Origin of the sequence: Algibacter sp. (assembly GCF_039977455.1) — a bacterium.
GTDB lineage: Bacteria > Bacteroidota > Bacteroidia > Flavobacteriales > Flavobacteriaceae > Algibacter_B.
Genome location: NZ_JBDWDG010000018.1, coordinates 58767 through 84354, shown reverse-complemented (window position 1 = coordinate 84354; position 25588 = coordinate 58767). Strand labels below are relative to the sequence as shown.

Below are 25588 nucleotides of genomic sequence, written 5' to 3'. Positions count from 1 at the left end.
GCCTCCACGAAATTTAATGAAAGAAACCTCTAACAAATATTTAATTTCCGCCCTTCTTTTAGGGTTAGCCTTTCATGGTAGTGCTATATTTTTCACTTTAGAAACCACCTATGATGCTTTAATACATTTATTTTTTGCAGATCATTATGCTAATAGCTGGTTTGAACCATGGAATTACGAGTGGTACACAGGATTTACAGTACAGAGTTATCCACCTTTAGTGCATCAATCGATAGCCCTTTTATCTTTAATTGGTGGGTTAAAATTTGGAATGTTTAGCGTGGCACTTATTGCCATTGTTTTATTTATAACAGGAACTTATCGATTTTCGTTGTTAATGACCTCCAATAAAACGGTTGCTGGGTATGCAACAGTTTTGGCGGTATTCTCTTCCTCCTTTGTAGAAACACTCCATATTTTTGGACAATTACCTAGTATAGTTGGTGTTTCTGTTTTAATGCATGCATTACCAGAAATATACTTATGGCTAAAAACAGGCAAAAAATGGTATTTAGCAACCTCGTTATCCTTAATAGCTGTTACGGTAACTTCACATCATGTTACCCCTATTTTCGGGATGATATTTTTTATATTCCCACTAATTGGCATGGTGTTAATGGATGTTTCTAGAGAACAAGTAAACTCCATGAAAGAAGTAACGTTTAAAGTGTTTTTAAATAGCTTTATTAAGTTATTTAAACGTATTGTTATTTTCGGTATGTTGTCCTTAGTACTCATTATAGGTTGTATTTTCCCATACTGGTTAAACTCTAAAGCTAATCCAATTACTCAAGTACCAATACCTCATGGTTCTCGGGATAATTTTTTAGAAATAACTTCCTCTGGTTTAGTTTTCTTTTTAATCCCTTGGGGTATTTTACTCCTAGTATTACCATACATTTTTTATAGATATTATAGCAAGCGTTACTTGTTTTTTGGTTTATCCATAAGCATTTGTACCATTTTAGGAACTGGAGGTACAACGCCAATTCCTTTAAAAATGTTAGGCGAAACAGCATTTAATATTTTAACTCTAGACCGGTTTACCCTTTGGGCTTCTATTATGTCTATTCCTTTATTAGGTGAGTTTGCATATCGCTTAGTTGAAGGCGACTTAAAAACACTAATACAAACTAAATTTGGTGCTATTTACCACCGTATAATTGGAGGTATCCTTGCAGGATTATTTCTATCTATGGTTATTTTTACAATGAGCCTAGGTTATTTTAGACCATCGCAACCACAGAAAATTAAGATGTTGCCCATTGTTAATTTCTTAAATCAGGACGATCATGATAAATGGCGATTTTTAACCCTAGGTTTTGGTGACCAAATGGCCTGGTTAAGTGCGCAAACCAATGCTTTGACTGTTGATGGTAATTACCACTCAGCCCGACGTTTACCAGAATTAACAACACGACCAATAGAACGTTTAGAAAACTCAAAGTTTAAAGGCGTAGCGGGAATTGGCTCCCTACAACAGTTTTTAACAACACCTGAAAAATACAACCTAAAGTACATATTTTCTAACGATAAATTTTACGACCCTATCCTCTTCTTCTGTGGTTGGCAACGTTTACGTCAACTGGAAAATGGGATTATGGTTTGGGAGCGTCTTAATATTCCACCTGTATCCTCCATCCTTCCCAAAGAAGATGTTGCCAAATGGCTAAAAATTCATTGGGGCATTGTGCCATTTTTAACCGTTTTAATTGCCTTTATTTTAAACATACAAATGCTATGGGTTAATATGCTAAAAACACGTGTTAAACCTGTGCCCGACTTTTTAAAATACCCGGTAGCCTATACAAAATTTAATCAAAATGTGCTGCGTATTACTCATATTTGGTCTATACTATTAGCCCTTATTATGTGCTATAGCCTATACTTGTTTTACTTAAAAAATGACACACAACGAAGTCCTAAAAATGCCATAATTGCCTATTATGACGCCTTAGATTTTAAAGAGTTTGAAAAAGCGCATAAATTAATAGACCCTAAAAGCAATTTACCAATTGCACAATACATGCTAGAGGTATCGGTAACCGATGGATTACTTAGTAGTTATGCTAAAATGGATGCCATTGAAACCGAAATTACAAAACATAACGACAGCACGGTATCTGCAAAAGTTATTAGCCAATGGATTACGCCCTTGGAAAAAATTGAAAAAGTTGATTATAAATCATTATCTAAACACAACGGAAAATGGTATTTACAACCAGACGATTTAAATAACGATTTACCTCCAGACCAACTGTATTCTGCTAATGCCACTAAATATTTTAATCAAGGCAGAAGACGCATAACAACCGAGCAGACCCACCATGAAGATATTTTAAAACAACCGGTATTAGAGGTAGTTTCGGCTAAATTGGTAAAATATAACGGTAGCTACGCTATTATTGGTCAGGTACAAAATATAGATAATGTTCCGGCAGATGTTATTCTAAAAGGCACACTTTATAATGATAACAATAAGCAGTTGGCAACTTATAACTCGAAGTATCATGTAAAACATAAATTAATGCCTAAAGAATCGAGTAGTTTCCGTATTAATTTTGAAGGGATTGCCTGGTCTAAAACCCAAGATTCAATTCCAGACACCTTTAATCCTGATGAGTTTACACCAGTAGAATTTGAAGAACAACCTACCAAATTTAATCTTCAGGTGGCTGGAAACGTATCTGGTTCAGATTTATATAAAAATGTCGTGCTTAGTGCTATTTATTTTAATAATGGAACTATACAGGGTAGTTTATTTAATAGTGGTTTACAAGAAATAACCATTCCTCAACTTTTAATTTCTTACTACGATGCTAATAAAAATATGCTTTGGGTAGATCATTTATTTGTAAAAGCTGGTATAAGGCAACAACGTAAGCAAGATTTTGAATATCAAATTTTAAAAGATGGTCAGGTCAAAATCATAAATAGCGATATGAAAAACATTTATGTAAACGGTTTACCCAATGATGCTATTTCTAGTAAAATTGTACCTAATAGAATTAAAAAACATGGAGACGCACAATTACAAAAAATCGATCATCAAAACTTTAGTTATATAAAAATTGAAACTAACACCTATATAGGAAACCCTAATTAATGCAAATAAAAAAAACACATATCCTTCGATTAGTTTTGATTTTATTATCAGGGTTTGCTGTTGCGCAACAAAAAGAACAAACCACAGCTCTCAATCCGGTTACACCACTTAATAAATATGAGGTTGGCAGTTCTATTATTTTAAAATTCACGGCTTCTCAATCCCAGGCACCGGTACTCTACTGCTCCAATAGTTATGGTTCTACATTAATTTCTGGGACTAAAGAAAACCAAGAAATACACTATAAAATACCTGATAACATTAGCAAAAAAATTGGCGTTATTTATTGGAAATTACCTGATACTAAAGAAGCTATTTCAGGATGTATAACCATAACCCCAAAGCCTGAGGTTGCCACTATGGAAACTTATATAGGCCCACCAAGTATAGAAGCTGGCGGATTAGATTACACTATGTTAGTAGTTATTCCCACAGACAGTTTAGATAACCCTGTGCCTACTAACACTAAAATAAATGCCAATTATCAGTTTTTAGATTGGGAAGAACAAGAAACCATATATACCCATAATTTAATTGCATTTAAAAACATCAATTCTAAAAAGAAAAGCGGCCGAATGCTAGTTTCTTCTGAAATTTTGGGCATAAACTCAACAGAATTTACCATTAATATATCCGCGGCTATTCCAAAAAATTTTAGCATTTCAGCAAAACGGCCACATCAATATGCTGATGGTAACCAGATTACTACTTTTTCTACGTCAATAATTAAAGACCAGCACAATAATGTAGTTAGCGATGGTACTTTTGTATCATTTATAATTAAAAATGCTAAAGGCAATATTTTAAAAACAACAGGCACTACAATTGATGGTATTGCTACGTCTAAAATAATACATCCAGATTTTAAAGACCAATGGCGCATTACAGCTTTTATAGATGGTATGGCAGAGAGCAATGCTATTACACTAGATTACAAGCAAGTTATTGAAGATTTTCCAGTGTCCTTCTCTAACAATAATAGAACTATTCGTGTTGGGCCTTTACAAAGTTTCATGAAGCAAATGATTCCTGATGGCTTACAAGTAAAACTTCAAATTTTTAAAGGAGATACCTTATTTAAAACTTGGACAAAAACATCTTTTAATGGCTACGCTAATTTTACTTTAAAACCTGCTATTTTCGAAAATGGAATTTATCATTTTCAATTGGAAACAGCTGGAAAAAACAAAGAATTTAAATCAAAAAAATTATGGTAGGTATTAATAAAAACATCATGCGTACCATATTATTGGCCTCTTATATTATTCTCATAGGACTTATTATTGCCGGCATTAGCGCACTGTTTAGCTATTTAAATACTGGAGCAGACAGAAGTACGATGCTGCACACCGAAATCCAAAAAGCAGACCAATATATACCAAAATTAAATTGGGAACCTTTACATAACCAAGGCAGGCCCATGGATAACGAAAACCTAAATGCTTTACAAAACGATTACTTGGATGCTTGGTATGTTAAACAGATAGCTTATAAAACCAACAAAATTGCCGGTATTAAAGATTATTATACAGATAGCGCTAGAAAAAATTTATATGATTTTATTAAAATAAACAAGGCTGAAAACATTACTATAGTAGCCACCACTTTACAGCATAACCCTACTTTAGAGTTTTTTAGTGAAGATGGACAATTAGCCGTTATTACCGATAGAAATGTACTAGAGTATAAACGTATTTATAAAGCGGAAAAATTAGAATTAGAAACTAAAGAACTAGCAACATATAAGGTTGTTTTATTATTAGAAGATGGCTTTTGGAGAATAAGACATTTAGTTAAAGAACATGTAGAAATTTATAAACCCGAAAACAAACCAGCAAACACCGATAGCTTGAATATTAAAGGAATTAACTATTATCCACAAGCTACACCATGGCATATGTTTGGCGATGCATTTTCAAAAGACACTATTTCGAGAGATTTTAAAATTATAAAAGACGCCGGTTTAAACGCTGTTAGATTATTTGTACAATATGAAGACTTCGGAAAGGCCTCAGTAGATTATAAAAAATTAGAAAAACTAAAACGAACTTTAGATACTGCTGAAGAGCATCATTTAAAAGTAGTTTTAACCTTGTTTGATTTTTATGGCGATTACTCGGTTTTAAATTGGACTTTAAATCAGCGCCATGCCGAAACTATTATTAACAGTATTAAAAACCATAAGGCTTTACTTGCTTGGGATATTAAAAACGAACCTAATTTGGACTTTGAATCTAGAGGAAAAGGTTTAGTAATTGCTTGGTTAGAAAACATGATAGAACTTGTAAAATCTTTAGATGATGAGCATCCGGTTACCATTGGTTGGTCTAACCCAGAAAGTGCTTCAATTTTAAAGGATAAGGTTGATTTTATCTCGTTTCATTATTATGAAGATTTAAATGATTTTGACCAAACCATTACAAAAATGAAAACAGAAATACCAAATAAACCATTGGTACTTCAAGAGTTTGGACTGTCTTCTTATCGCGGACTTTGGAATCCTTTTGGTAATTCAGAAAACGATCAATTGGAATATCATAAACTCTTTCAAGAAAAACTTAAAACCCATGATTTGCAATTTATGTCATGGACGTTATACGACTTTACAGAAATACCAAAGGAAGTCGTAGGACGACTTCCTTGGCGTAAACGAGCTCAAGAGCATTTTGGTTTTATTGACCAAAACGGAGAGACTAAGCCCGCATTCACCTACATATCAACACTTTAATTTTACGCCATTACTGTTCCTGAATTACTTTTTTTAGTTATTATACTATCAAAAGTATCTATATACATTCCTGCTATTTGAGACATTGGATGTGCAGTTGCTGCTTGGTAATTTGCTTTACCCAACTGTATTCTGTAAACTTCATTAGTTACAATATTTTCTATAGCCTGTGCTAAACTTTCAACCGAAGTTGGTTCGAAAAACTCACCTCTATAACCTTCATCTTGTACTAACAAAGCTAAATCGCCTAAATCTGGCATTACTACAGCCTTACCGTAACTTCCTGCTTGGTGCAATACACCAGAACTTCCTGTTGTAGATGTATATGGAAATACAACCACTGCACTTTCGTTAAACAACCTTGGCACTTCATATTCTTCAACATAACCTGTAAAACGTACTTGCGGGATGTGTTTATAATCAGCTTGTACTTTAGCTAAATACCCTGGAACATTTGGATTATCAGTTCCGGCAATAACAACTTCTAAATCTAGTCCCGTGGATTGTCTTACTTTTTCAACAGCTTCAATCATAGCCTCTACTTTTTTATATGTTCCAAATTTCCCAAAAGTCATTATTTGCATTGGAGCCGTTGGTACTTTATAATCCGGTTCTAATGGTATTTCGAAAGTACCATGAGGTATTAACAAGACATTTGTTGCTTTATATTTTGCTTCTAAAACATCAACATACTTTTGCATAGTTACTGCAACTGTATCTGCTTGAAGTATCAATTTCGTTAAACTACTACCAATAAATCCATAAATTTTTTGCATTAATTTATTACTTGTAAATCCTGCACTCCCTAAATCTACTTCTTCCAAGATATTATGAAGTAATACAATATTCGGTATTTTTTTTAACCTACAAACTAGAGGTAACATTAGCCCTAATGCCGCAGCAACTTTTTTGTCACCAAATTTCATGAATTGTAAATTAAATAATACCGCGTCTGGTTTAGTTTGGTTAATAGCTTTAGTAACCGATAGAATATTTTTATAGCTATTAAAAGACCAACATTCCTTAATCGTAATTTTACAACCAGCCTCGGTAAACGCAATATCCTTTTCTTCTTCGGTAGTATCAGTTAACAAAACTAACTCCGTAATGTCATCCTTTTGCCTAAAGTGCTTAACTAAATGATATGCATATTCATTTAAAGTGACTTTACTTGGCGGATAAGCTGTTACTATGGCTAATTTCATGATTTGGGATTTAAAGGTAATTTTAATAACACTACAAAATTGAGGCTTTATTCTTCTTAAATCAGCATATTTAGGTAGGATAACCTTTACTGTAGACGAATGGTATTTTACTATAGATAAGTGGATTTAGAAATTAATTGATCATATTTAAAAAATGCCAATTGAATAGCTAATAAAAATAACATGGCTATAATTTGCATATGCACAACTTCCTCCAAACTATCATGGTAAAAAATAACCAATCCCATTTGAAGCATTCCAAATATTCCAGAAATAACAACAGGAATGTATTTATCTAGAGACAGGTAGTAATAAGCAAAAATATTAGAAATGGCAAACATGGATGTCGCTATAGCATACTTCCATAAAAGAGGTGCCATGGCAATATAACTATCACCAAAAAGAATAGTAATAATAGTTTCGGGGAAACTTAAGCAAACCAAAATAATAGTTATTGAAATGGCAGCTATATATCCCACATATTTAAAAAGCGTAGGTGCTGTTTCTTTCCCTTCCTTTTTAAGCTGAACAACTGTGGGCAACAACAACATTACAAACATCCAAGCTATAAAATAAACAATCCGTCCTATTAAAGCTAAAGAAGCATATAAACCAGCTTCATAAGCCTCGAAATAATGTTTAACCAATAGGATATCACTATTATTTATAATAATTTGGGTCAGCTCATAAAAGGCAGTAATAATAAAGAAACTACGGATCTCTTTGGAATGTGAAGTAGTTAACTGTAACACCTTTTTTGGGACCAAAGTTGGGAATTTAAACGGTATCAGTCCAAAAGCAAACGATGCCAAAATACCTACGGCAATCACAACCGATGATTGCATATTGAAGATCAATATAAGACCTAGTGTAATTATTAGTCGGCTTAACATTTCACCTTGATAGGTAATTGAAAGCGACTTAAAAGCTTTCTTTCCTTGAAAAACACCTCTGTTAACACTCATTAAAAAATATAGTGGAACACCAATACCAAAAACGACAAACATATTAGATGACGATGTATTGAATAGGATTTGTAATTGGTTAGCGCTAATAACAATAAGTGCTCCCATAATAACACCAACTAAAAGCGCATTTTTATATATTTTAGAAATGAAGCTTTTAAAAATATCGTTTTCAAAAAGTACTGAAAATTTTGCGGTTACTAATTGAAACGTCATGGCAGCAAAACTTAAGACCAGTAAAAAGGTAATTAATACAGCAGCATCTGCAAATTGAGCAGGCCCTAAAATACGACCTAAAATTAAATTGTATAAATAATTACCTCCGTTTACGGCAAGAACACTTAACATAAATAATTGCTCTGGAGAAATTTTTTTTGATTTTAAAATAGTAAGAATTTGCATGATTGGGGTATAAAAATTAAAACCTACTATTTAAGATGTTGTAGTAATGTCCATAGTTTCATAAATAGCTTTACAACCATAACCAATTACTGCAAATGATTTTTTGCTGGCTTTAGCAACCTGAAAAAGCTCATGGATAACTTTCAATCCATTTTTATCAATAGCAGATACTTTTTCAATATTAATAGTTACGGACTTTGTGTATGTTAAAAGAAACTCTAAATGCTCTTTAAATTTTTTTAAAGTAGTAGAATTTATAATTCCTTCTAACAAAAACACACCTTTACTTTCTTTAATTATTAGGGGCATAACATTATATTTTTAGATTAATATGGTTTTGATTTCTGATACAAATATCTATCAGGAATTAGTAGAGGGACTTTAAATTTCGTTCAATTGCACTTTCCTTTAGACGAATGAATCAATTGTTTTGATTAATTAGAAAATGAATATTACTCTTCATATTAATAAAGATTTACTTACTTACACCATGTAAAAAATAAAACACAAAATCAACAATTAACGCATTACATCTAACAAATATATCGTTTTATCGATAAAATATTGTAAAAAATAATACATTTCTTTCAAATTTATATTATATTTACCATATATAAAATGATAAAAGCATCCTCTTTTACCCCAAAAACCTACTATTATGATTAAAATTTTAGCCATAGATGATCAACAATTAATTCTGTTATCACTCGAAAAACACTTAAGCGATTTAGGCTTCGATATTAAATGTGCACATTCTGGAGCAGAAGGCTTAAAAATTTTCGATTCCTTTAAACCAGACATTGTTATTGTTGATATAAATATGGATGGTATGACTGGACTAGATGTTGTAAAAACGATTAGGTATGAGAAAAAATCGGATACAAAAATTTTAGTACTTTCAGGAAATACTAATGAAGATACTATTATTGATGGCTTTGATTTGGGCATAGACGATTACATGAAAAAACCCGTTTCACTTAACGAAGTCACGGTGAGAATTTCAAGAATATTTGGAATAAAAACAAATAAATCACAAAACGAAACTACCAAGGACCAGATGATACAGCAACGTTGTGTTGGTGTTGTTATTCCCTGCTATAATGAAGAAGAAAGACTATTAAGTAAAGAGTTTCATGATTTTGTGGATAGTAATTTAGGCTATCATCTATGTTTTGTAAACGATGGAAGTACAGATAAAACCCTAGATGTTTTAAACACTCTAAAAAAAGGTAGAGAAAACAATATTAGTGTATACAACTGCGAAAAAAATGGTGGTAAGGCTGAAGCTGTAAGGCAAGGTGTTTTACATTTAGCAAAAGACCCACAACTAGATTATATTGGCTATTTAGATGCCGATTTATCAACAGATTTTAGAGATTTTGATGACTTAGTTAAAACTATTGAGACTTCAAATTTTAAAATTGTAAGTGGTTCTAGAATGAGTAGAATGGGCGCAAATATAACCAAAGAATCTGCTCGTAAAATAATAAGCAAAACTATAAATCTTATTATCCGTACCATTTTAGGCATGCCTTTTAATGATACGCAATGTGGTGCAAAAATTATGGACAAAGATATTGCAAACCTTGTGTTTAAAGACTCATTTATCACGCGTTGGATTTTTGATGTTGAAATTTTTATTCGCATGAGAAAACATTATGGTAAGAAAAAAGCAATCTCCTACATTTGCGAACAACCACTTAAGCGCTGGATTCATGCCGATGGTTCTAAACTATCCATGAAAGACTCGGTAAAAATTGTTGGACAACTAGGTCAAATTGCGATACATTACAGGTAAAAAATTAAAAACTGAGTTTAAAATTCTATTTTTAAACAACCAAAGGTATATCTATGTCGTTCAATAACCATTTACTGTCGGTTAATAATTCCATCCGATTAATTAACTTGCATTTATATAAACTACACATCCTATGCCTTTAAAAAAGCTGTTTTTTTTATTACTGGTTTTAGTTACTTTTTACGGCTTTGCGCAAAACATGCAAGAAGGTTTCACCTATTTAGAAACAGGAAAATATGCTAAAGCAGAAGCTTATTTTAAAACTATATTAAAAGATTATCCCGATAATAAAACTGCGAGATTATGTCTTGGAAGAGCCATTGGGCTTAACGGAAATCCAGAACAAGCTTATACTCTTTTTACCAAGTTACTGGCAGATTACCCTACAGATTTTGAGGTAAAACTTAACTATGGCGAATCTCTATTATGGACTAGTAATTTCAATAAAGCAAAAACCTATTTTAAAGGATTAATTGAAGAAGATCCTAAAAGTTTTCCAGCACTACTAAGTTACGCTAATACCCTCTCCAACTTAAAAGAATATGAAGACGCTTTACTTTATGTAAATAAAGCACTAGAAGTTTTACCAGACAATCCCAATGCTTTAACCTCAAAAAAATATATGTATTTAGGCTATGCGTATCAAAATCAGCAATCCCAAAATTATGATGAAGCAGAACGCCTCTTAAAAGAAAACTTAACACTTTTTAATGATGATAAAGACACACTTTTAAATTTAGCAAACCTCTATATAATTGCTTGTCAATTTAACAAGGCTGAAATCACTTATTATACCATTGGTAAAACACCAAACAACAAACTCTTGGCTTTAAACGGGTTAGCCTTAGTAAAACATTTAAAAGGTAAAGAAAAAGAAGCACTACAATTTAGTGAAGAGGCTTTTTTAAGTTTAAACGAACAAACCGATTCAGCAATGGTACAACCAACTACCGAACGCTATATACAAGCCTTAATTTGGAATAAAAAATATAAAACCGCCAATACCTTAATTAACAATTTAATTGAAACCAAACCCAACGAAAACTGGCTATTAGCCCTACGCGCAACATTAAACATTTATAAAAGCGATTTTAAAAAGAGTGTAACAGATTATAACCGCATTTTGGAGAACGACAGCAGCTCGTTTGATGGAAACCTAGGAAAAGCAAATGCCTTAAAAGCTATTGGCAATTATGATGAGGCCTACCAAGCTGCAGAACATACTTTAACGTTTTACACCAAGCAAAAAGATGCCACCAATTTTATTAAAACCCTAAATACTAGCTTTACCCCTTTTTTGGAAATTAAGGCCTCCTACTCTTTTGATAATGGCGATAATAAAGCCTTTGGAGTTACAACAAAAATAGAATTCCCAACATCGACCAGATTTAAATGGTTGGTAAATTACGGGTATAGAACAACTAGCAATAAGGTCACCAATTTTGATGCCACATCAAACGATTTTTCTTTAGGTTTAGCATACCAGTTATTACCAGATATAACGTTTAAAGGTACAGCAGGTGTAACCTCGGCAAAAGCAGATACTAACGATTACACACAAATGGTAACCGATTTAGCCTTAAACATTAAACCTTTTAAATTGCAAGTACTAGATATTGGCTACAAAAGCGAAATACAAAATTTTAATGCCGAATTATTAAATAGAGAAATTGTAATGCATAATTTATATGCCAATTACAGCTTAAGCACCAACTTTAATTTAGGTTGGTTTACACAGTACTTTTACACATGGCAAAACGATGATAATACTAGAAACCTATTATTTACGTCTTTATACTACAATATTTTAGCCAAGCCTTCACTAAAGGCTGGTTTAAACTATCAATACATTACGTTTAAAAACCAAGTATCCACTATTTATTTTAGCCCAGAACAGTTTAATGCTGCCGAAGTTTTTGTGAATATTATTAAAGATGAAGCCACAACCAAACCTAAGGCGTGGTTTTATGAGTTAACGGCTGCAACAGGACTACAATACATTGAGGACGATGCCAGCCAAAGCACCTACCGCATACAGGGTAAATTAGGTTATAAATTCTCTGAAAGAGCCTTATTAAACCTATACGGAACTCGAAGTAATATTGCATCTGCCACAGCTGCCGGTTTTACTTTTAATGAAATTGGGTTGCGGTTTAAATGGTATTTGTTTGATACCCCTATTTTTAGAAAGTAATTTTGCAGATTACTGATACATATTTAAACAGTATTGATTAATGTATTTTAAATTTAACAACAAGTAATTATTTTCTAAAGGTATAAGCAAAACGACTTAGCCTAATGAAAGGAAAAAGCCATTGACCTACTCTCTTTAATCATTTTCTATTCTTCATATTATTGAATCACAAAATAATAAGGGATTTTATAAAGTCCGGTATTAAAACAAACAACGGCTTTATCTCCAACCTCCTTACTATTATAAATGTTTTTTGATACAGAAACTTCATCAATTTTATTGTGTGGGCCCCATTTTTCAAGTTCAAAGTAATATGAAGTAGATTTACCCGAACTAATTCGTTTATTCAAAATTCCCACATCATATACAATAGGTTCAGCATCTTCAAATGCAGCATTTGTTGTTATTAAAAGGCCATATCCATAAGAACCGGCAAGTATTAAAACACCAAATACCGTTAAATATGTATGCCCTTTTTTAAAATTATAATGCACATAGGAATCATTCATAATTAAAAAACCAATCACCATAATTAGCGATGAAACAGGAATCCAAAGACCTGAATAATCCAATATTTCGAAATCAGTTAACGCTCTTATTAGTAAGGTTAACGAAGGAATAATAAGGGTTGAATGAATATTAGGATAAGGCGAGTTTGGTTTTTCGTCCAAACGAATTAACCCTTTTGAATTTTTAAAAATAATTAGTCCAATAATTGGCAACACGGCACAAAGTATAATTTGAATTTGATAATAACGTGGATAAAACCAAGTTGATAAAGCAACAATCCAAGAGATAATATTTATAATCTTTGTCGTTTTTTTGGCTTTCAATAAGTTATGCTCACTTTCTTTTGCTGTCATACCAAATTCTCTATTCTCCAAAATCTCTTGTTCATCATTTTTAAATTCCTCTAGATCTAAATCATTAAAATGCTGTTCTGACCATGATAGTAATTCATCAAAACCACCAACATATCTACTCACTTTAATCTTTTTCTCATTTTCATTTTCCGAAAAATACCAGAGATAATTTCTATCTACTTTAAACCCTTTAACATTTTTAATTGCTAGTGTTTTAGTTTTAAAAACCCCAATACTTGTAATACTTTCTTTTTCAATAATTAACTTATTCTTCCTGGTGTCTATCAATCCAAGAACCATAAGAAATTCCAAGCCCAATGCGATAAGAGTTAAGAAAACAGCTAACGTTACATTCACTTTTTCTTCTAGATATGGCATAATCCCTAAATAGAAAAACAAAATCATGAACACAGGAAAACATATCCATATAAAAATTTCCCAACCTTTTGCAATCCTGTATTCTTTCCTCATATTTAAATTACCAAATACCGGCTTTTTTTTGTTTGATTGAACCAACGAGAAAGAAAACCAATAATTATAAAAAAAGTCTTATTTAGGAACGTAATATACCAAAAAAAGGCAAAAAACTGACGTCTTTTGCCTTACTACATAGATTATAATTTGCTATTAATTAATCCATCAGTAGTTTTATTGTTTTGTAATGACCTTGGGTACTTTTAATGGTGCAGAAATACATTCCTGAACTTAAGTTTCCGCGTTCCAACGTCACTTGGTTTGCTCCTTGTTTAGCATCTACCTCTAGCGCTTTTACTAAGCCTCCCACTTGGTTATAAACCGTCAGCTGTATAGTTTCAGCATATTCTGCAGTTAAGTGTATAGTTGTTTGATTATGCATTGGGTTAGGTATAGCAGTTGTTGCTATCGTATTAGTTTCATCTAGAAACGCTACAGATAATGAGTTGCTTGTAGCGAAACGCAACTGCTTTAAAGTCATTTTTTTGGTTACTTGTTCTCCATTTTCAGCTAACATAGTAAACACTATAGAGGTTACATCGTTAGCTTCTAGTGGTGAACCGTTGCTAGATTTGAAATCTGAGAACATTAAAGTATACTCCGCTAAATCATCCGTTAAAGCTATACTTGTTTTGTATTGCGTTTTCCAATTGCTTAAACTTTCTTTTACCAGTCTTACAATTAAGGTTCCTGTACCTTTAGCCTGTAATTTTAAGCTGTTATAACTTGTTAAATCGATTGGATTAAACTTTGGTGTTAAGGCTCTGTATGTGGCAATATAATCGCTTGTGATAGCTTCTAGGTTTACGTTACGCTCTATGGTGTATTCATCATTATTAAACGTTTTATCGCCTTCGTTAACGGTATAATGTGTAACAGTAGTTGTTGGTGCAGCATCATCATATCCCCATGGTCCATCGGACATGAATAAATCGTCTGGAGTTGCTACACCATCACCAATTCTAAAGCCAATATCAAAAAGGTTTCCAGCATCAACTTCAATATTTGAAATATAATCGCCAGTTAAATTAATAGTTGTTGATACTTTTTCTACAGTTTCAGTTTCTGTAGCTCTTAATCCGCCATCAAAAGCAACGGCTTCACTTCTATTTGTGTTTACAACTTGTAAATTTAATTTACCATTTTTATAAGTACCTGTTCTAACAAACACAGTTGGTGGTGATGAGTTATTATAACTTGTTACCGGTTGTTGAACATCCAATAAGCGTACAACTTCTTCACCTAATTTTATTAAATCGTCTAAGTTGTTAGACCAGATTTGAAAATTATAAAATCCAACACTACTTTCGTATTTATCAAGATTCCAGTGGCTTTCAATCCCAAAGTTCACATTATTATTTATGGATTTTGCTGAAAGACTTAAAACAAACTCTAAGCTACCATCAATATTTCTTATTAAAGATTTTATAAATTGTTGCTCATTAATTTCTATGGTTGATACCGAGATTAATTGTGCGCCTAACAACCTATCGCAAATGTATTTTGTATGCTCGTAAACACCTTTTTCGGTTTTTAGTAATAAGATAGATGCTATGGCATCGTTATTTCTCATGTAGTTTATTGAATAAACTTCGGTAGCATTGGTAATTCCTATTAAATCTGATGGAGAAGACTCGATAACAGCATCTTCATTTATTACCTCTAAAGGCATAAAATCTGAAAGTTGAAACCCATTACTTTTTGCTGAAGTCGTTTTACCGTACGTATTAGATTTAACGAAACGTTTTGCTTTGGTTTTATCGAATTTATAACTTGTTTTTGCTCTATTAAAATTACGTTTACTAATTTGTTGAGATAGCCTGTTATTACTTTCTAATCCACCTGCATTGGCACTAGATGCCGTAGAAGATTGAAGATCTGAACAACCCGAATATCCGGAACATGATGGATCTTCGCAATCAATTAATCCATCGCCATCATCATCAATTCCATTATCGCAAATTTCTTGAGCAACAGGTGCTGTAGGACAACGTGCTCCGTCATTTTGAGAACTTGAAGGACCAAAGGCAAATAAGTTAGATTCAATATTGTTTAAACCATTTAAATCTTGAACATTTTGAATAACGTAAATTGTTCCTGTTTGATTTGCCGACACATAAAAACGACCAGAAGCATCAAAATATACGGCACCATATATATAATTTAAACCACTAAGAATTGGCACAACACCTAAACTTGAAACACCTCCTGTTTCAGCATCTATTCTAAATAAAATATTTGTGTTTTTTTCTAGCGCATACAAATTACCGTCTACAGCATTAAAAGCCCAATCGTGTATACTAATATTTTTAGATAAGTTTTTTGTTGCTAAAAATTTAGTGTAATTCTTAGATTCTGGGTTTACATCAATACCGTAATATTTGGTTCCGCCACCTTTTAAATAGTAAATACCATTACTACTAACATCGCCTACATACCTGTTATTAGTGGGTAACTCATCGATATAAAAGGTTGTGGTTTCAAAATCTTTACCAATACGTACAATTGATTTTTGGGGCTTACTTAACGACCCCCAAATAAAACCATCTGTAGGGTTGTAAGCTGTTGCATTTATATTACCCTCGGTAATATTGGTTGCTACCGTATATGAATTTCCTGAAGCTAAATCGACCGTATACACATCGTTATACTGAAATAAGTAAGCGCTAAAATCGCAATTAAAAGATGTATTTTGAGCAGAAATTATACTTGTTATAAATATTGAAATAAGTAATATTTTGTTCATGAAATAGGGTATCTATTTTACAAACATATATCACTTTTAGGCCTAAAAATAGAATTTTCGGTGGATGAGATTTAAGTGTAGATAAACGGTAGATTTACACAGTTAAATGAATTATATAACTCCTTAAATTTCAACTTCTTGTTTAACAATAAAACAATACTACGTTCCCGCATATTAGTAATATGGTAACTAAAACAAATGATATTTTTTTAATGAAGTTTAATTGAAATTATGACAAAATTAATTTGGCAAGCAAGAGATTATTAATTTTCCATTAGTCACTTTTTAATTGAGGATAAATAGAACGTATTCTTATAAATAGGAAACATATAGTATGCAAAAGGCAAAAGAGTATTCTTTTGCCTTTTAATATTAATTTAAATTTTAAAACAATTAGTTCACATTTCGTATTTAAAGCAAATTAAGACGCTTCATTAATTCTGGGCGGTTTGAGCGACTTACAGGAATAACATCCTTTTTAATAAGTACACTATTATCCTCGATATCTATAATTTTTTGAACGTTTATAATGTAAGAACGGTGTACTTTCAAAAATAAATCGTTTGGTAATTTGCTTTCAATCTTTTTTAAAGTAGAATGTACGGTGTAATTTTTATCCTCTGTTTTAACCTGTATATAATCCCCTTTAGCTTCTATTAAATAAATACTTGGAATATCTATTTTTATAAGGCGTCTGTCAATATTAACATATAAGTCGTTTCCAGAAGATGATTCAGTTTTGCCTGAAGATGCCTTTTTAAGCCCTTTAGGCTTTACTCCTGCTGCTTCAGCCTTTATTATAGCTTTTTCAAAACGTGGTAACAACAGTGGTTTTACAAGATAATCTACAATACACTCATACTCAAAAGCTTCTATGGCAAATTTAGGATCGGAAGTTGTTAATATTATTTTAGGCGGATTTTTAAGCGATTGAATAAAATCAAACCCAGTAAAATCTGGCATATGAATATCTAAAAATATAAGATCGACTTCATTTTGATTTAAATATTTTATGGCTTGCATTGCATTAGGAAATTCTTCAAGTAAATTTAAGCTGGGAATATGAGAACAAAGTTGCGTAATAATTGTTCTAGCCATGGCCTCATCATCAATAATAATACAATTCATAAAATAACATTAAATAGTAGTTAGGTAGTCTGTAATAGTTTGTAAAATAGATTCAAATTCTAATTTTCCAGACGTATTTTGCTCTAATAAATTATTTTCATAATCATCGGCTACAGCATAACTTTTTTCAAGTCCTAAAATACTAATTTTATGTTTAAGTTTGTGTACATTTTCTGCAGCTTCTTTATAATTATTTAACGATATATTTTTTACATAGATTGCTTTCTCTTGAGGGAACTCTAGTTTTACAACACCTATAAGCTTGTTTTTAAAAACTTTATCATCTCCAGACAATTGATTAATATAAGATAAATTAGGGTGCTCCATAATTATTTTTTTATTGTAAAAAAGAATGTTGTGCCTTTACCCAACACACTTTCTAACCAAATTTGACCTTCATGTAAATCGACAATTTTTTTAACTATAGATAATCCTATACCTGTAGAATCCTTACTTTTATTTAAGGCATGAAATACTTTAAAAATTTTATTATGGAATTTTTCTTCGATTCCCATACCGTTATCTGCAATAGTAAATTGATAATGCGTATTGGCATCTTCAACATCTATATTTACAAATCCATTATCTTTATTTATAAACTTTATGGCATTACCAATAAGGTTTTGAAACACTTGCCGCAATTTAGTTTCGTCTCCTTTTACTACAGGTAATTTATTTAAAATATTAACAGTAACATGGTCTGGTTTATACATGATTTTAACTAAATCTGTAATAACCACATCTAAATCTACTTCTACTTTATCGTTATGGTTTGTGCCAACACTAGAATAATTTAAAACATCTGTTATAAGTTGTTCCATTTTTTCTAGAGTAGTATCAATAAGGTCTAAATTCTGCAAAGTTACGGCGTCTAATTTACCAACATTATCTTGTTTAACCCAAGTAACCAGGGCATTTATACTACGCAATGGTGATTTTAAATCGTGAGATACTATATGCGCATACTCTTGTAAATCGTCATTACTTTTAGCTAATTTCTCCAGTAAAAGTTCCTTTTGAAGCTGTAAACTTTTTAATTCAGTGATATCAAAATTGATACCTATTGATCCAATAATATTTCCATCTAAATCATAATTTGGTGCGCCACTTACAAGCCAATATCTTAATTCTCCGTCTTTCTTTTTAATTCGTAATTCATAAGATTCCGTTTTACCCTCCCGTCTTTCGCGTATTCTTTCTTTTAATAAATCTCTATCTTCATCAACAGGTAAAAGATTTACGCCATGTTTTCCAATAAGTTCATCCTCTGAATAGCCCGTCATATTCAATAAACTTTGGTTTACCATAATGATGCGATCATTAAGATCTACTTCCACTAAACCTAAGTTCATATTAGAAATTATATTGTAGTATTTAAGTTTTTCTGCTTCTAAACTTTTTCGATATTTCCTTTGTAATGTAATATCTCGAACAATACCTTGAGCAGCAACGGCTATACCATCATCATAAATTATACTTGCATTAATATGCACCAGTTTTTCAACCTTTTTTTTAGTAATTATATTTACACTAAAATCTGTAATAGAACCAGTTTTAAGCAACATTTTAAACGATTCGGCAACGCGTTCAATTTCATTTGGCTTTACCATTTCAAGAAGATTAAATTCTTGATTGGAATCCTTAAATCCTAACAAACTTACCGCTGCATCATTAACTTTAAGAATATTACCTTGTAAATCCATAATAACATAGGCATCTACAATATTTTCGAAAACACCTTGTAATTGGGAATCTGTTTTATTTAGTAAGGTTTCTAACTCGGTATAAGATTTTTCGAGTTCTTGTTTAGCCTGATACAATTCTGCAGCCTTATTTTCTAGAATTTTTTCTGCTTGTTTTCTAGCTAATTTTTCGCGAGCAAGAGCACGCTGAAGCATGTCAATTTGCGCTTGACTCATTAATTTTTATTAATTAAAAACTTAACCTCTGTTCCGTCTTCTTTTAATTTTTCTAAAACTATAGTGGCGGAAGAATTAAAATGTTCGAATGTTTTATTCATTAATCCTAAACCAAAATGATGCATTGCCCTGCTAGATCTATAAATTAGTATTAAGGATCTATCTGTTTTTTCAACAACTTCAAAGGTTGGTAGCTCAGCATCTGGATAAATTTTTCTTACTTCTACGTGTATATGATTTTCAATGGACGAAATCATTTCAATAGGATCTTTATAGCTTGCTATAAGTCCTGGATAACTGTCTTTAAGCACACTAAAGAAATGCTCTGAATAAACTAGTAACAAATCATCAATAGAGATACCAGTGTTTGCACTTAAATGTTGAAGTAATTGTAACATTTCTGAAAAACTATAGGTACCAACTGAAGTATAAACACCTTTCGATTCTAAATTAGATGCATTGATAATATTATCGACCATTTCTAGTCCAAATTTATCTTCAACCAACTCCAAAAATTCCGTAAAAACAATACCTTTCATTAAACTTGCTTTAATTCATTAATACTCCAGTACGCTAATAATCTTTCCATTTTAGTAACGTAATCTTCATATTTCAAAGGCTTTAGAACATATCCTGCGATACCTACTTTATAACACTCTAACAAATCTTTTTGATTACTTGAAGTTGTTAAGATAATAATAGGTATATATTTTAAAACATCATCATTTTTAAGAATGCCCAAAAATTCTATTCCATTTATTTTAGGCATATTCAAATCTAATAAAATAATGTCAGGTAATTCATCTTTTTTTTCTAAAATTTTTAAAGCATCCTCGCCATTATTGGCTTCAATAACATTATGATTAAGTTGAAGTTGTGAAATTGTTCGGTTGAACTTCATAATTTCAATCATGTCGTCCTCTATGAGTAGAATATTTAATGTCTTATCCATCTTTGCTGCTATATAATTTAATGTAAAAGTATAATAAATACACAGCCAACAAAATAGACTTCGCTTATTCTATTTTAAGTGTCGACGAATATCGAGTAAGTGTCGACGAATGGATTTAATAGTTTTAGGCTATTTAACCAATACTATTTTCTTAAAATTACTTTTAGGCCCTTCGCAAAGTGAACACTGGTAAGTACTAGGCAAAGCATCAAAAGGGGTTTGGGCTGGGATATTTTGAGTAAGATCGCCGTAAGTTTCATCATAAATAGTCATACAATCCGAACATTGATACACCTCTTCTTCTATAGTTTCTTGAATGGCTAGGTTTTGATCTTCTTCTTCACGTTCCGACCCTAGTTGCTCAAAATACAACTGACTTAATTCCATTAATAAACCAGGTAATTCAACCTTATCTACATCTTGAACATGTGTAATATATTCGCGGGTATTGGTATCAAAATTTTTAGCGTATAATAAATTATAAGTATCTCTAATTTTAAAATCTTTAATAGATTCTGGTTGCCTGTTTTTTTCTATTACAATAGATGTAAAATTATAAGTATCACTATCAAAATTAGTTATACCAAAGGTTAAACCATAAGTACTAATATCGTTTTGATCAAAATTATTAACCAAATACTTTTTTAAATTTAAAGCACTATCATCGTTAACTGGTAAGTGCCAATTCATCTCTAACATAGAATGGCGAACATTAATACCAAACTTACCTAATAATTTTTCCCATTTTAATTTAGACTGTAATGGAATTCCTTTTACTATAAAAGATTTCCAAGGTGTAATTGATATTTTACCAATTTTGTTTTCGGAACACAAATCGCACATCGCTTTTAAAAACTTTATGTCGTAACGATTATTTCTCCAATACAAACCTAACCAATACCTATCTGTCCCTATTCTATTCATGCCTTCGTAATACGGAAATGGGTAAAATGGCACTTCTAAAGGTTTATCAACTGTTCTATTATTAGTGTCGACAGCATCACTTACTAAATCGAATACCGTTTCTATAGTTTCGGGTTCTTCAATAAGAATGTTCTCAATAGCAAATTCAATTTTATCCATATCCCAACTATAAATAAGCGCGGGGTACATTTTAGTTTCTTTCCAACCTGGTAACCTTACAAATAAATACCAATAATCCTCATGGTCTGAAGCTATAAAATTCACATTACCTGTAAATAATGGTACGAGTTTTTGTTTAGGGTCTATAACATTTATACGTAGTTTAGGATGGTGTTTAAATTGCTCTAAAACATATAAATACCTATCGCTTGTTAGCCACGACGTACTTGGCAAAATTTCTGCCGAAACGTATGACGATGCTATATTTTCTATACCATCACGTTTAGGTTTTACAAATTGAATTTTGTTAAATTGATCGAACTTGCTTTCATCTATTTCTTCAGGAAAAATAATATCTTGTCTTGACCCGAAAGAAATGGCGTCTAATCCTAAAACTTCTGCAGCCTCACAAATGTATTTTAACTCACCAGGAGATAACACACCTCCATTTATCATTAATCTATATGGTTCTATCATTATGCTAAGACTTTAGAATTTTGAAGTATTTCTCTAACTTCGGTTTTACAACTACCGCAACCTAAACCTGCTCCCGTTTTATTACACAGCTCTGTAAAATCTGTACAGCCGGAAGCTATGGCTTCTTGAATATTACCTGCACCAACCTGACTACAGGAACAAACCAACTTGCCTATTACAGGAACATCGTTTGATGCACCTCTAAGTAAGGTATCGCGTTTATCAGCCATTTCAATTTTGCTTTCAATCATGGTTTTAAATTCGGCAAATTCATTTTTATCGCCCATTAAAACAGCTCCAATCAATAAATCATCTTTTACGATACATTTTTTATAATAACGCTTTTTAATATCTGTAAATATAATTTCTTCATAACTATTATCGTTATCAGGAACATTAATATCACCTATACTACACAGGTTTAAATCATTAAATTTTAAGATGTTCATTAACACCGATCCATTATATGAACAACTAATATCGCCTGCAATAAAGTTAGCTAATATATTGGCTTGTTCTTCCGCTGCCGATGTAATACCAAATAACTGATTATTATATTCTGCTATTTCACCAATGGCAAAAATATCAGGATCTGATGATTGTAAATGTTGATTTACTATAACTCCTCTTCGACATGCAATACCATTAGTTCTTGCTATTTCTACATTTGGAATGGTTCCTATAGCGTATACAATAGCGTTTGCTGTAATAAACTTTCCACTTTTTAGAGTGATATTTAATTCTCCAGTATCGTCATCATCAAACACCGTACTTACTTCATTATCGAAATAAATCTGTATACCACGTTCTTGCACATCCAAGGCCAATAATTTACTAGATACCTTATCCAATTGACGCTCCATTAAACGCGAACCTCGCTGTATAATAGTAATTTTAGCATTTTTATGTTTCATGGCCGCCGCAAGCTCTAAGCCTAATAAACCACCTCCTACAATAACTACATGTTGTTCCTCCGCAGGTAAACCTGTAGCCTCTAAATGCGCTTTAAAACTGTCGGCATCCGTTTTGTTTCGCATGGTAAAACGACCAGGTAAATCTATCTGAACATCTTTAGGAACAAAAGCACGACTACCTGTAGCCAGTATTAATTTATTAAAATCATGCTCAATCTTATTACTATCGGTAACCCGTTTAGCTTTTTTATCTATTTTGGTTATAAATGTTTCTGGATGTAATTGAATGTTAAGCTTTTTAAGCTCCTTTTGTTTAATTTTAAGTAATTGCTCCCAAGATAATTCTTCGGTAACATACTCTGGTAACAAAACCCTATTGTAGAACAGATTAGGTTCTTTTGAAAAGACATGAATTTCATCTATTTCATTATATTCTCTATAATTTTGTACAAATCGGAAGGCTGCAGCACCAGCACCAACAACAATAATTTTTTCTGCAGCTTTTTTATATTTTGCAACCGATACGCGCGTAAATTTAAAATCTGGCTCTTTTGAAACAGGATCTACGTGTGTATTAGTTAAATTATTTGCTCGATTTAAATTACTTTGCAACTGCTTACCCCAATGCATTGGTAAAAACACTACACCCTTTTTAATGGTGTCTGTAACTTTTGCTCGTACTCTTACAACTCCGTTGGCACTTTTAATTTCTGTAATGTCGCCATTTTTAATTTTACTTAAGAAGGCGTCTACCGGATTAATTTCCAAAACAGGAGTTGGGTAATGCGTTTTTAAACGAGATACCTTGCCTGTTTTTGTCATGGTATGCCATTGGTCTCGAACCCGTCCTGTCGTTAAAATTAATGGAAACTCATTATTTGGGGGCTCAGAAGTATTTTCAGTTACACTTGGTAAATTAAACTGTGCTTTTTTACTTGGTGTATAGAATACCTTATCTTCAAAAAGTCTTGGTGTTCCTTGATGCCTATGTTCCGGTACTGGCCATTGAAATGTACCTTCATTCTTTAAGCGATCGTAATTTAAAAAAGACACATCAATATTTGTGCCTTTGGTCATGGACGCATACTCATCGTAAATCTCGCTAGCGTTATTAAAATTGAACCCTCTAAACCCCATACGTTGTGCAAAATCACAAAATATTTCAACATCTGGTCTTGCTTCACCTGGCGCTTCTATTTCTTTTGGCAAATAAGAAATACGACGCTCAGAATTGGTCATAGTTCCTTCCTTTTCCAACCATCCAGCAGCTGGTAAAACTAAATCGGCAAAACCTACAGTATCCGATTTATGAGATATCTCTTGAACCACAACAAACTTGGCGTTTTTCATGGCTTTTTCTACTCTATTTAAATTTGGTAAGCTAACTAATGGATTTGTACAAGCAATCCAAACCGCTTTTAACTTTCCACTTTCTAGGGCATCAAACATTTCGGTAGCCGTTAATCCTGGCTTGGGGTTAATTTTATCCACACCCCAAAATTGAGCTACTTCCCTACGATGTTCTGGATTCATTAAATCTTTATGAACCGCCAATAAATTAGCCATCCCACCTACTTCGCGTCCACCCATAGCATTGGGTTGCCCTGTTAAAGAAAAAGGACCTGCTCCAGGTTTTCCAATTTGACCTGTGATTAACGATAAGTTTAGTAATGAAACATTTTTATCTGTACCCACAACACTTTGATTAAGCCCCATGGCCCACATACTAATAAAACCTTTGGATAATCCTATAATATCAGCGGCTTTTCGAATGTCTTTTTCTTCAACACCACATAATTTTGACGCTTGCTTTAATGAGGTTTTAAATATTAATTCTTTATAAGATTCAAAACCTTGGGTATGATTTTTTATAAAATCTTCATCAATTAAACCACGTTTATATAAACACCTTGCAATAGCGTTGTATAAAATAATATCGGTACCCGGAAGTAATTGTAAATGTAAATCGGCAAAATTAGCCGTGTCCGTTTTTCTTGGATCGATTACAATAATTTTCACGTCTGGATTATCCTCTTTGCGCTTTTCTATCCTTCTAAATAAAATAGGATGACACCACGCTGGATTTGCTCCTGTTATTAAAAATGTATCTGCTAATTCGATATCCTCATAAGAAATTGGAACACTATCTTCTCCAAATGCTTTTTTATAACCTACCACTGCCGAACTCATACATAAGCGTGAGTTAGTGTCAATGTTATTGGTACCTATAAATCCCTTTGTAAGTTTATTGGCAATATAATATTCCTCTGTTAAACTCTGACCCGAAACGTAAAAACCTACGCTATCTGGACCATGCTTTTTTATTATAGATTTAAAAACGTTTGCTGCTCTATCTAATGCATCATCCCAACTCACGCGCTCTCTTGGGTGAGAACGACTCCAACGCATTTCTGGATATAAAATTCTATCGGAAGTATCATTGGCCACATAATGCAAATTCATCCCTTTAGAACACAACATACCTCTATTAACAGGATGATCTTTATCGCCTTCAACAAACACCTTATTATTGTTATCTTTTTTAACAATAATCCCGCAACCAACACCACAATAAGAACACGTTGTTTTTACTTCGTTTTTAATCATAGAGACTTACATTTTATACTAATTAAT

17 protein-coding genes are annotated in these 25588 nt (G+C 32.2%); 5 read left to right on the top strand and 12 right to left on the bottom strand.

Features of this window, described 5'->3' with window-relative positions:
• Positions 1–16: 16 nt before the first annotated feature.
• Genes ABJM36_RS08310 through ABJM36_RS08300 form a run of 3 tightly spaced genes read left to right on the top strand, consistent with a single transcriptional unit; the run spans position 17 to position 5834 of the window.
• Positions 17–3106, top strand: a complete 3090-nt coding sequence (locus tag ABJM36_RS08310; RefSeq protein WP_348450989.1) for a hypothetical protein — start codon at positions 17–19, stop codon at positions 3104–3106.
• Positions 3106–4323 (top strand): hypothetical protein, encoded by a 1218-nt coding sequence (locus ABJM36_RS08305; protein ID WP_348450988.1) that lies wholly within the window; start codon positions 3106–3108, stop codon positions 4321–4323. Before ABJM36_RS08310 ends, ABJM36_RS08305 begins: the two co-directional genes overlap by 1 nt.
• On the top strand, positions 4317–5834 hold the full coding sequence (locus tag ABJM36_RS08300; RefSeq protein WP_348450987.1) for a glycoside hydrolase family 2 TIM barrel-domain containing protein: 1518 nt from the start codon (positions 4317–4319) through the stop codon (positions 5832–5834). Before ABJM36_RS08305 ends, ABJM36_RS08300 begins: the two co-directional genes overlap by 7 nt.
• Positions 5835–5836: 2 nt before the next feature.
• On the opposite strand, the gene ABJM36_RS08295 is transcribed toward ABJM36_RS08300, so the two are convergent.
• The 3 genes from ABJM36_RS08295 to ABJM36_RS08285 all read right to left on the bottom strand — a co-directional run bounded on the left by ABJM36_RS08295 (position 5837) and on the right by ABJM36_RS08285 (position 8715).
• Positions 5837–7039: a glycosyltransferase gene (locus ABJM36_RS08295; protein WP_348450986.1), complete on the bottom strand. Its 1203-nt coding sequence runs from the start codon at positions 7037–7039 to the stop codon at positions 5837–5839.
• A gap of 110 nt (positions 7040–7149) precedes the next feature.
• Complete coding sequence (locus tag ABJM36_RS08290) at positions 7150–8406, bottom strand: oligosaccharide flippase family protein (RefSeq protein ID WP_348450985.1); 1257 nt, start codon at positions 8404–8406, stop codon at positions 7150–7152.
• 30 nt (positions 8407–8436) lie between these two features.
• The gene (locus ABJM36_RS08285) at positions 8437–8715 is read right to left on the bottom strand and encodes an STAS domain-containing protein (protein WP_348450984.1); all 279 of its coding nucleotides are present in this window, start codon (positions 8713–8715) and stop codon (positions 8437–8439) included.
• Between the two features lie 352 nt (positions 8716–9067).
• On the opposite strand from ABJM36_RS08285, the gene ABJM36_RS08280 reads away from it, so the two are divergent.
• Entirely contained in the window at positions 9068–10204 is a 1137-nt protein-coding gene (locus ABJM36_RS08280) for a response regulator (RefSeq protein ID WP_348451019.1), read from the top strand.
• A gap of 133 nt (positions 10205–10337) precedes the next feature.
• Positions 10338–12398: a tetratricopeptide repeat protein gene (locus ABJM36_RS08275; protein WP_348450983.1), complete on the top strand. Its 2061-nt coding sequence runs from the start codon at positions 10338–10340 to the stop codon at positions 12396–12398.
• 158 nt (positions 12399–12556) lie between these two features.
• On the opposite strand, the gene ABJM36_RS08270 is transcribed toward ABJM36_RS08275, so the two are convergent.
• The 9 genes from ABJM36_RS08270 to ABJM36_RS08230 all read right to left on the bottom strand — a co-directional run bounded on the left by ABJM36_RS08270 (position 12557) and on the right by ABJM36_RS08230 (position 25561).
• The gene (locus tag ABJM36_RS08270) at positions 12557–13732 is read right to left on the bottom strand and encodes a hypothetical protein (protein WP_348450982.1); all 1176 of its coding nucleotides are present in this window, start codon (positions 13730–13732) and stop codon (positions 12557–12559) included.
• Between the two features lie 160 nt (positions 13733–13892).
• Positions 13893–16481, bottom strand: a complete 2589-nt coding sequence (locus ABJM36_RS08265) for a T9SS type A sorting domain-containing protein (RefSeq protein ID WP_348450981.1) — start codon at positions 16479–16481, stop codon at positions 13893–13895.
• 411 nt (positions 16482–16892) lie between these two features.
• Entirely contained in the window at positions 16893–17609 is a 717-nt protein-coding gene (locus ABJM36_RS08260; RefSeq protein ID WP_348450980.1) for a LytTR family DNA-binding domain-containing protein, read from the bottom strand.
• 9 nt (positions 17610–17618) lie between these two features.
• The gene (locus ABJM36_RS08255) at positions 17619–17936 is read right to left on the bottom strand and encodes an Hpt domain-containing protein (RefSeq protein ID WP_348450979.1); all 318 of its coding nucleotides are present in this window, start codon (positions 17934–17936) and stop codon (positions 17619–17621) included.
• A 2-nt stretch (positions 17937–17938) separates the two neighbouring features.
• The gene (locus tag ABJM36_RS08250; RefSeq protein WP_348450978.1) at positions 17939–19528 is read right to left on the bottom strand and encodes a PAS domain S-box protein; all 1590 of its coding nucleotides are present in this window, start codon (positions 19526–19528) and stop codon (positions 17939–17941) included.
• The gene (locus tag ABJM36_RS08245) at positions 19528–20067 is read right to left on the bottom strand and encodes a heme NO-binding domain-containing protein (RefSeq protein WP_348450977.1); all 540 of its coding nucleotides are present in this window, start codon (positions 20065–20067) and stop codon (positions 19528–19530) included. Before ABJM36_RS08245 ends, ABJM36_RS08250 begins: the two co-directional genes overlap by 1 nt.
• Positions 20067–20480 (bottom strand): response regulator, encoded by a 414-nt coding sequence (locus ABJM36_RS08240; RefSeq protein ID WP_348450976.1) that lies wholly within the window; start codon positions 20478–20480, stop codon positions 20067–20069. Before ABJM36_RS08240 ends, ABJM36_RS08245 begins: the two co-directional genes overlap by 1 nt.
• A gap of 129 nt (positions 20481–20609) precedes the next feature.
• Positions 20610–22040 carry a rubredoxin gene (locus tag ABJM36_RS08235; RefSeq protein ID WP_348450975.1) on the bottom strand — a complete coding sequence of 477 codons (1431 nt, stop codon included), beginning with the start codon at positions 22038–22040 and terminating at the stop codon, positions 20610–20612.
• Positions 22040–25561, bottom strand: a complete 3522-nt coding sequence (locus ABJM36_RS08230; protein WP_348450974.1) for a molybdopterin-dependent oxidoreductase — start codon at positions 25559–25561, stop codon at positions 22040–22042. The genes ABJM36_RS08235 and ABJM36_RS08230 overlap by 1 nt, the downstream gene beginning before the upstream one ends.
• Positions 25562–25588 lie beyond the last annotated feature (27 nt).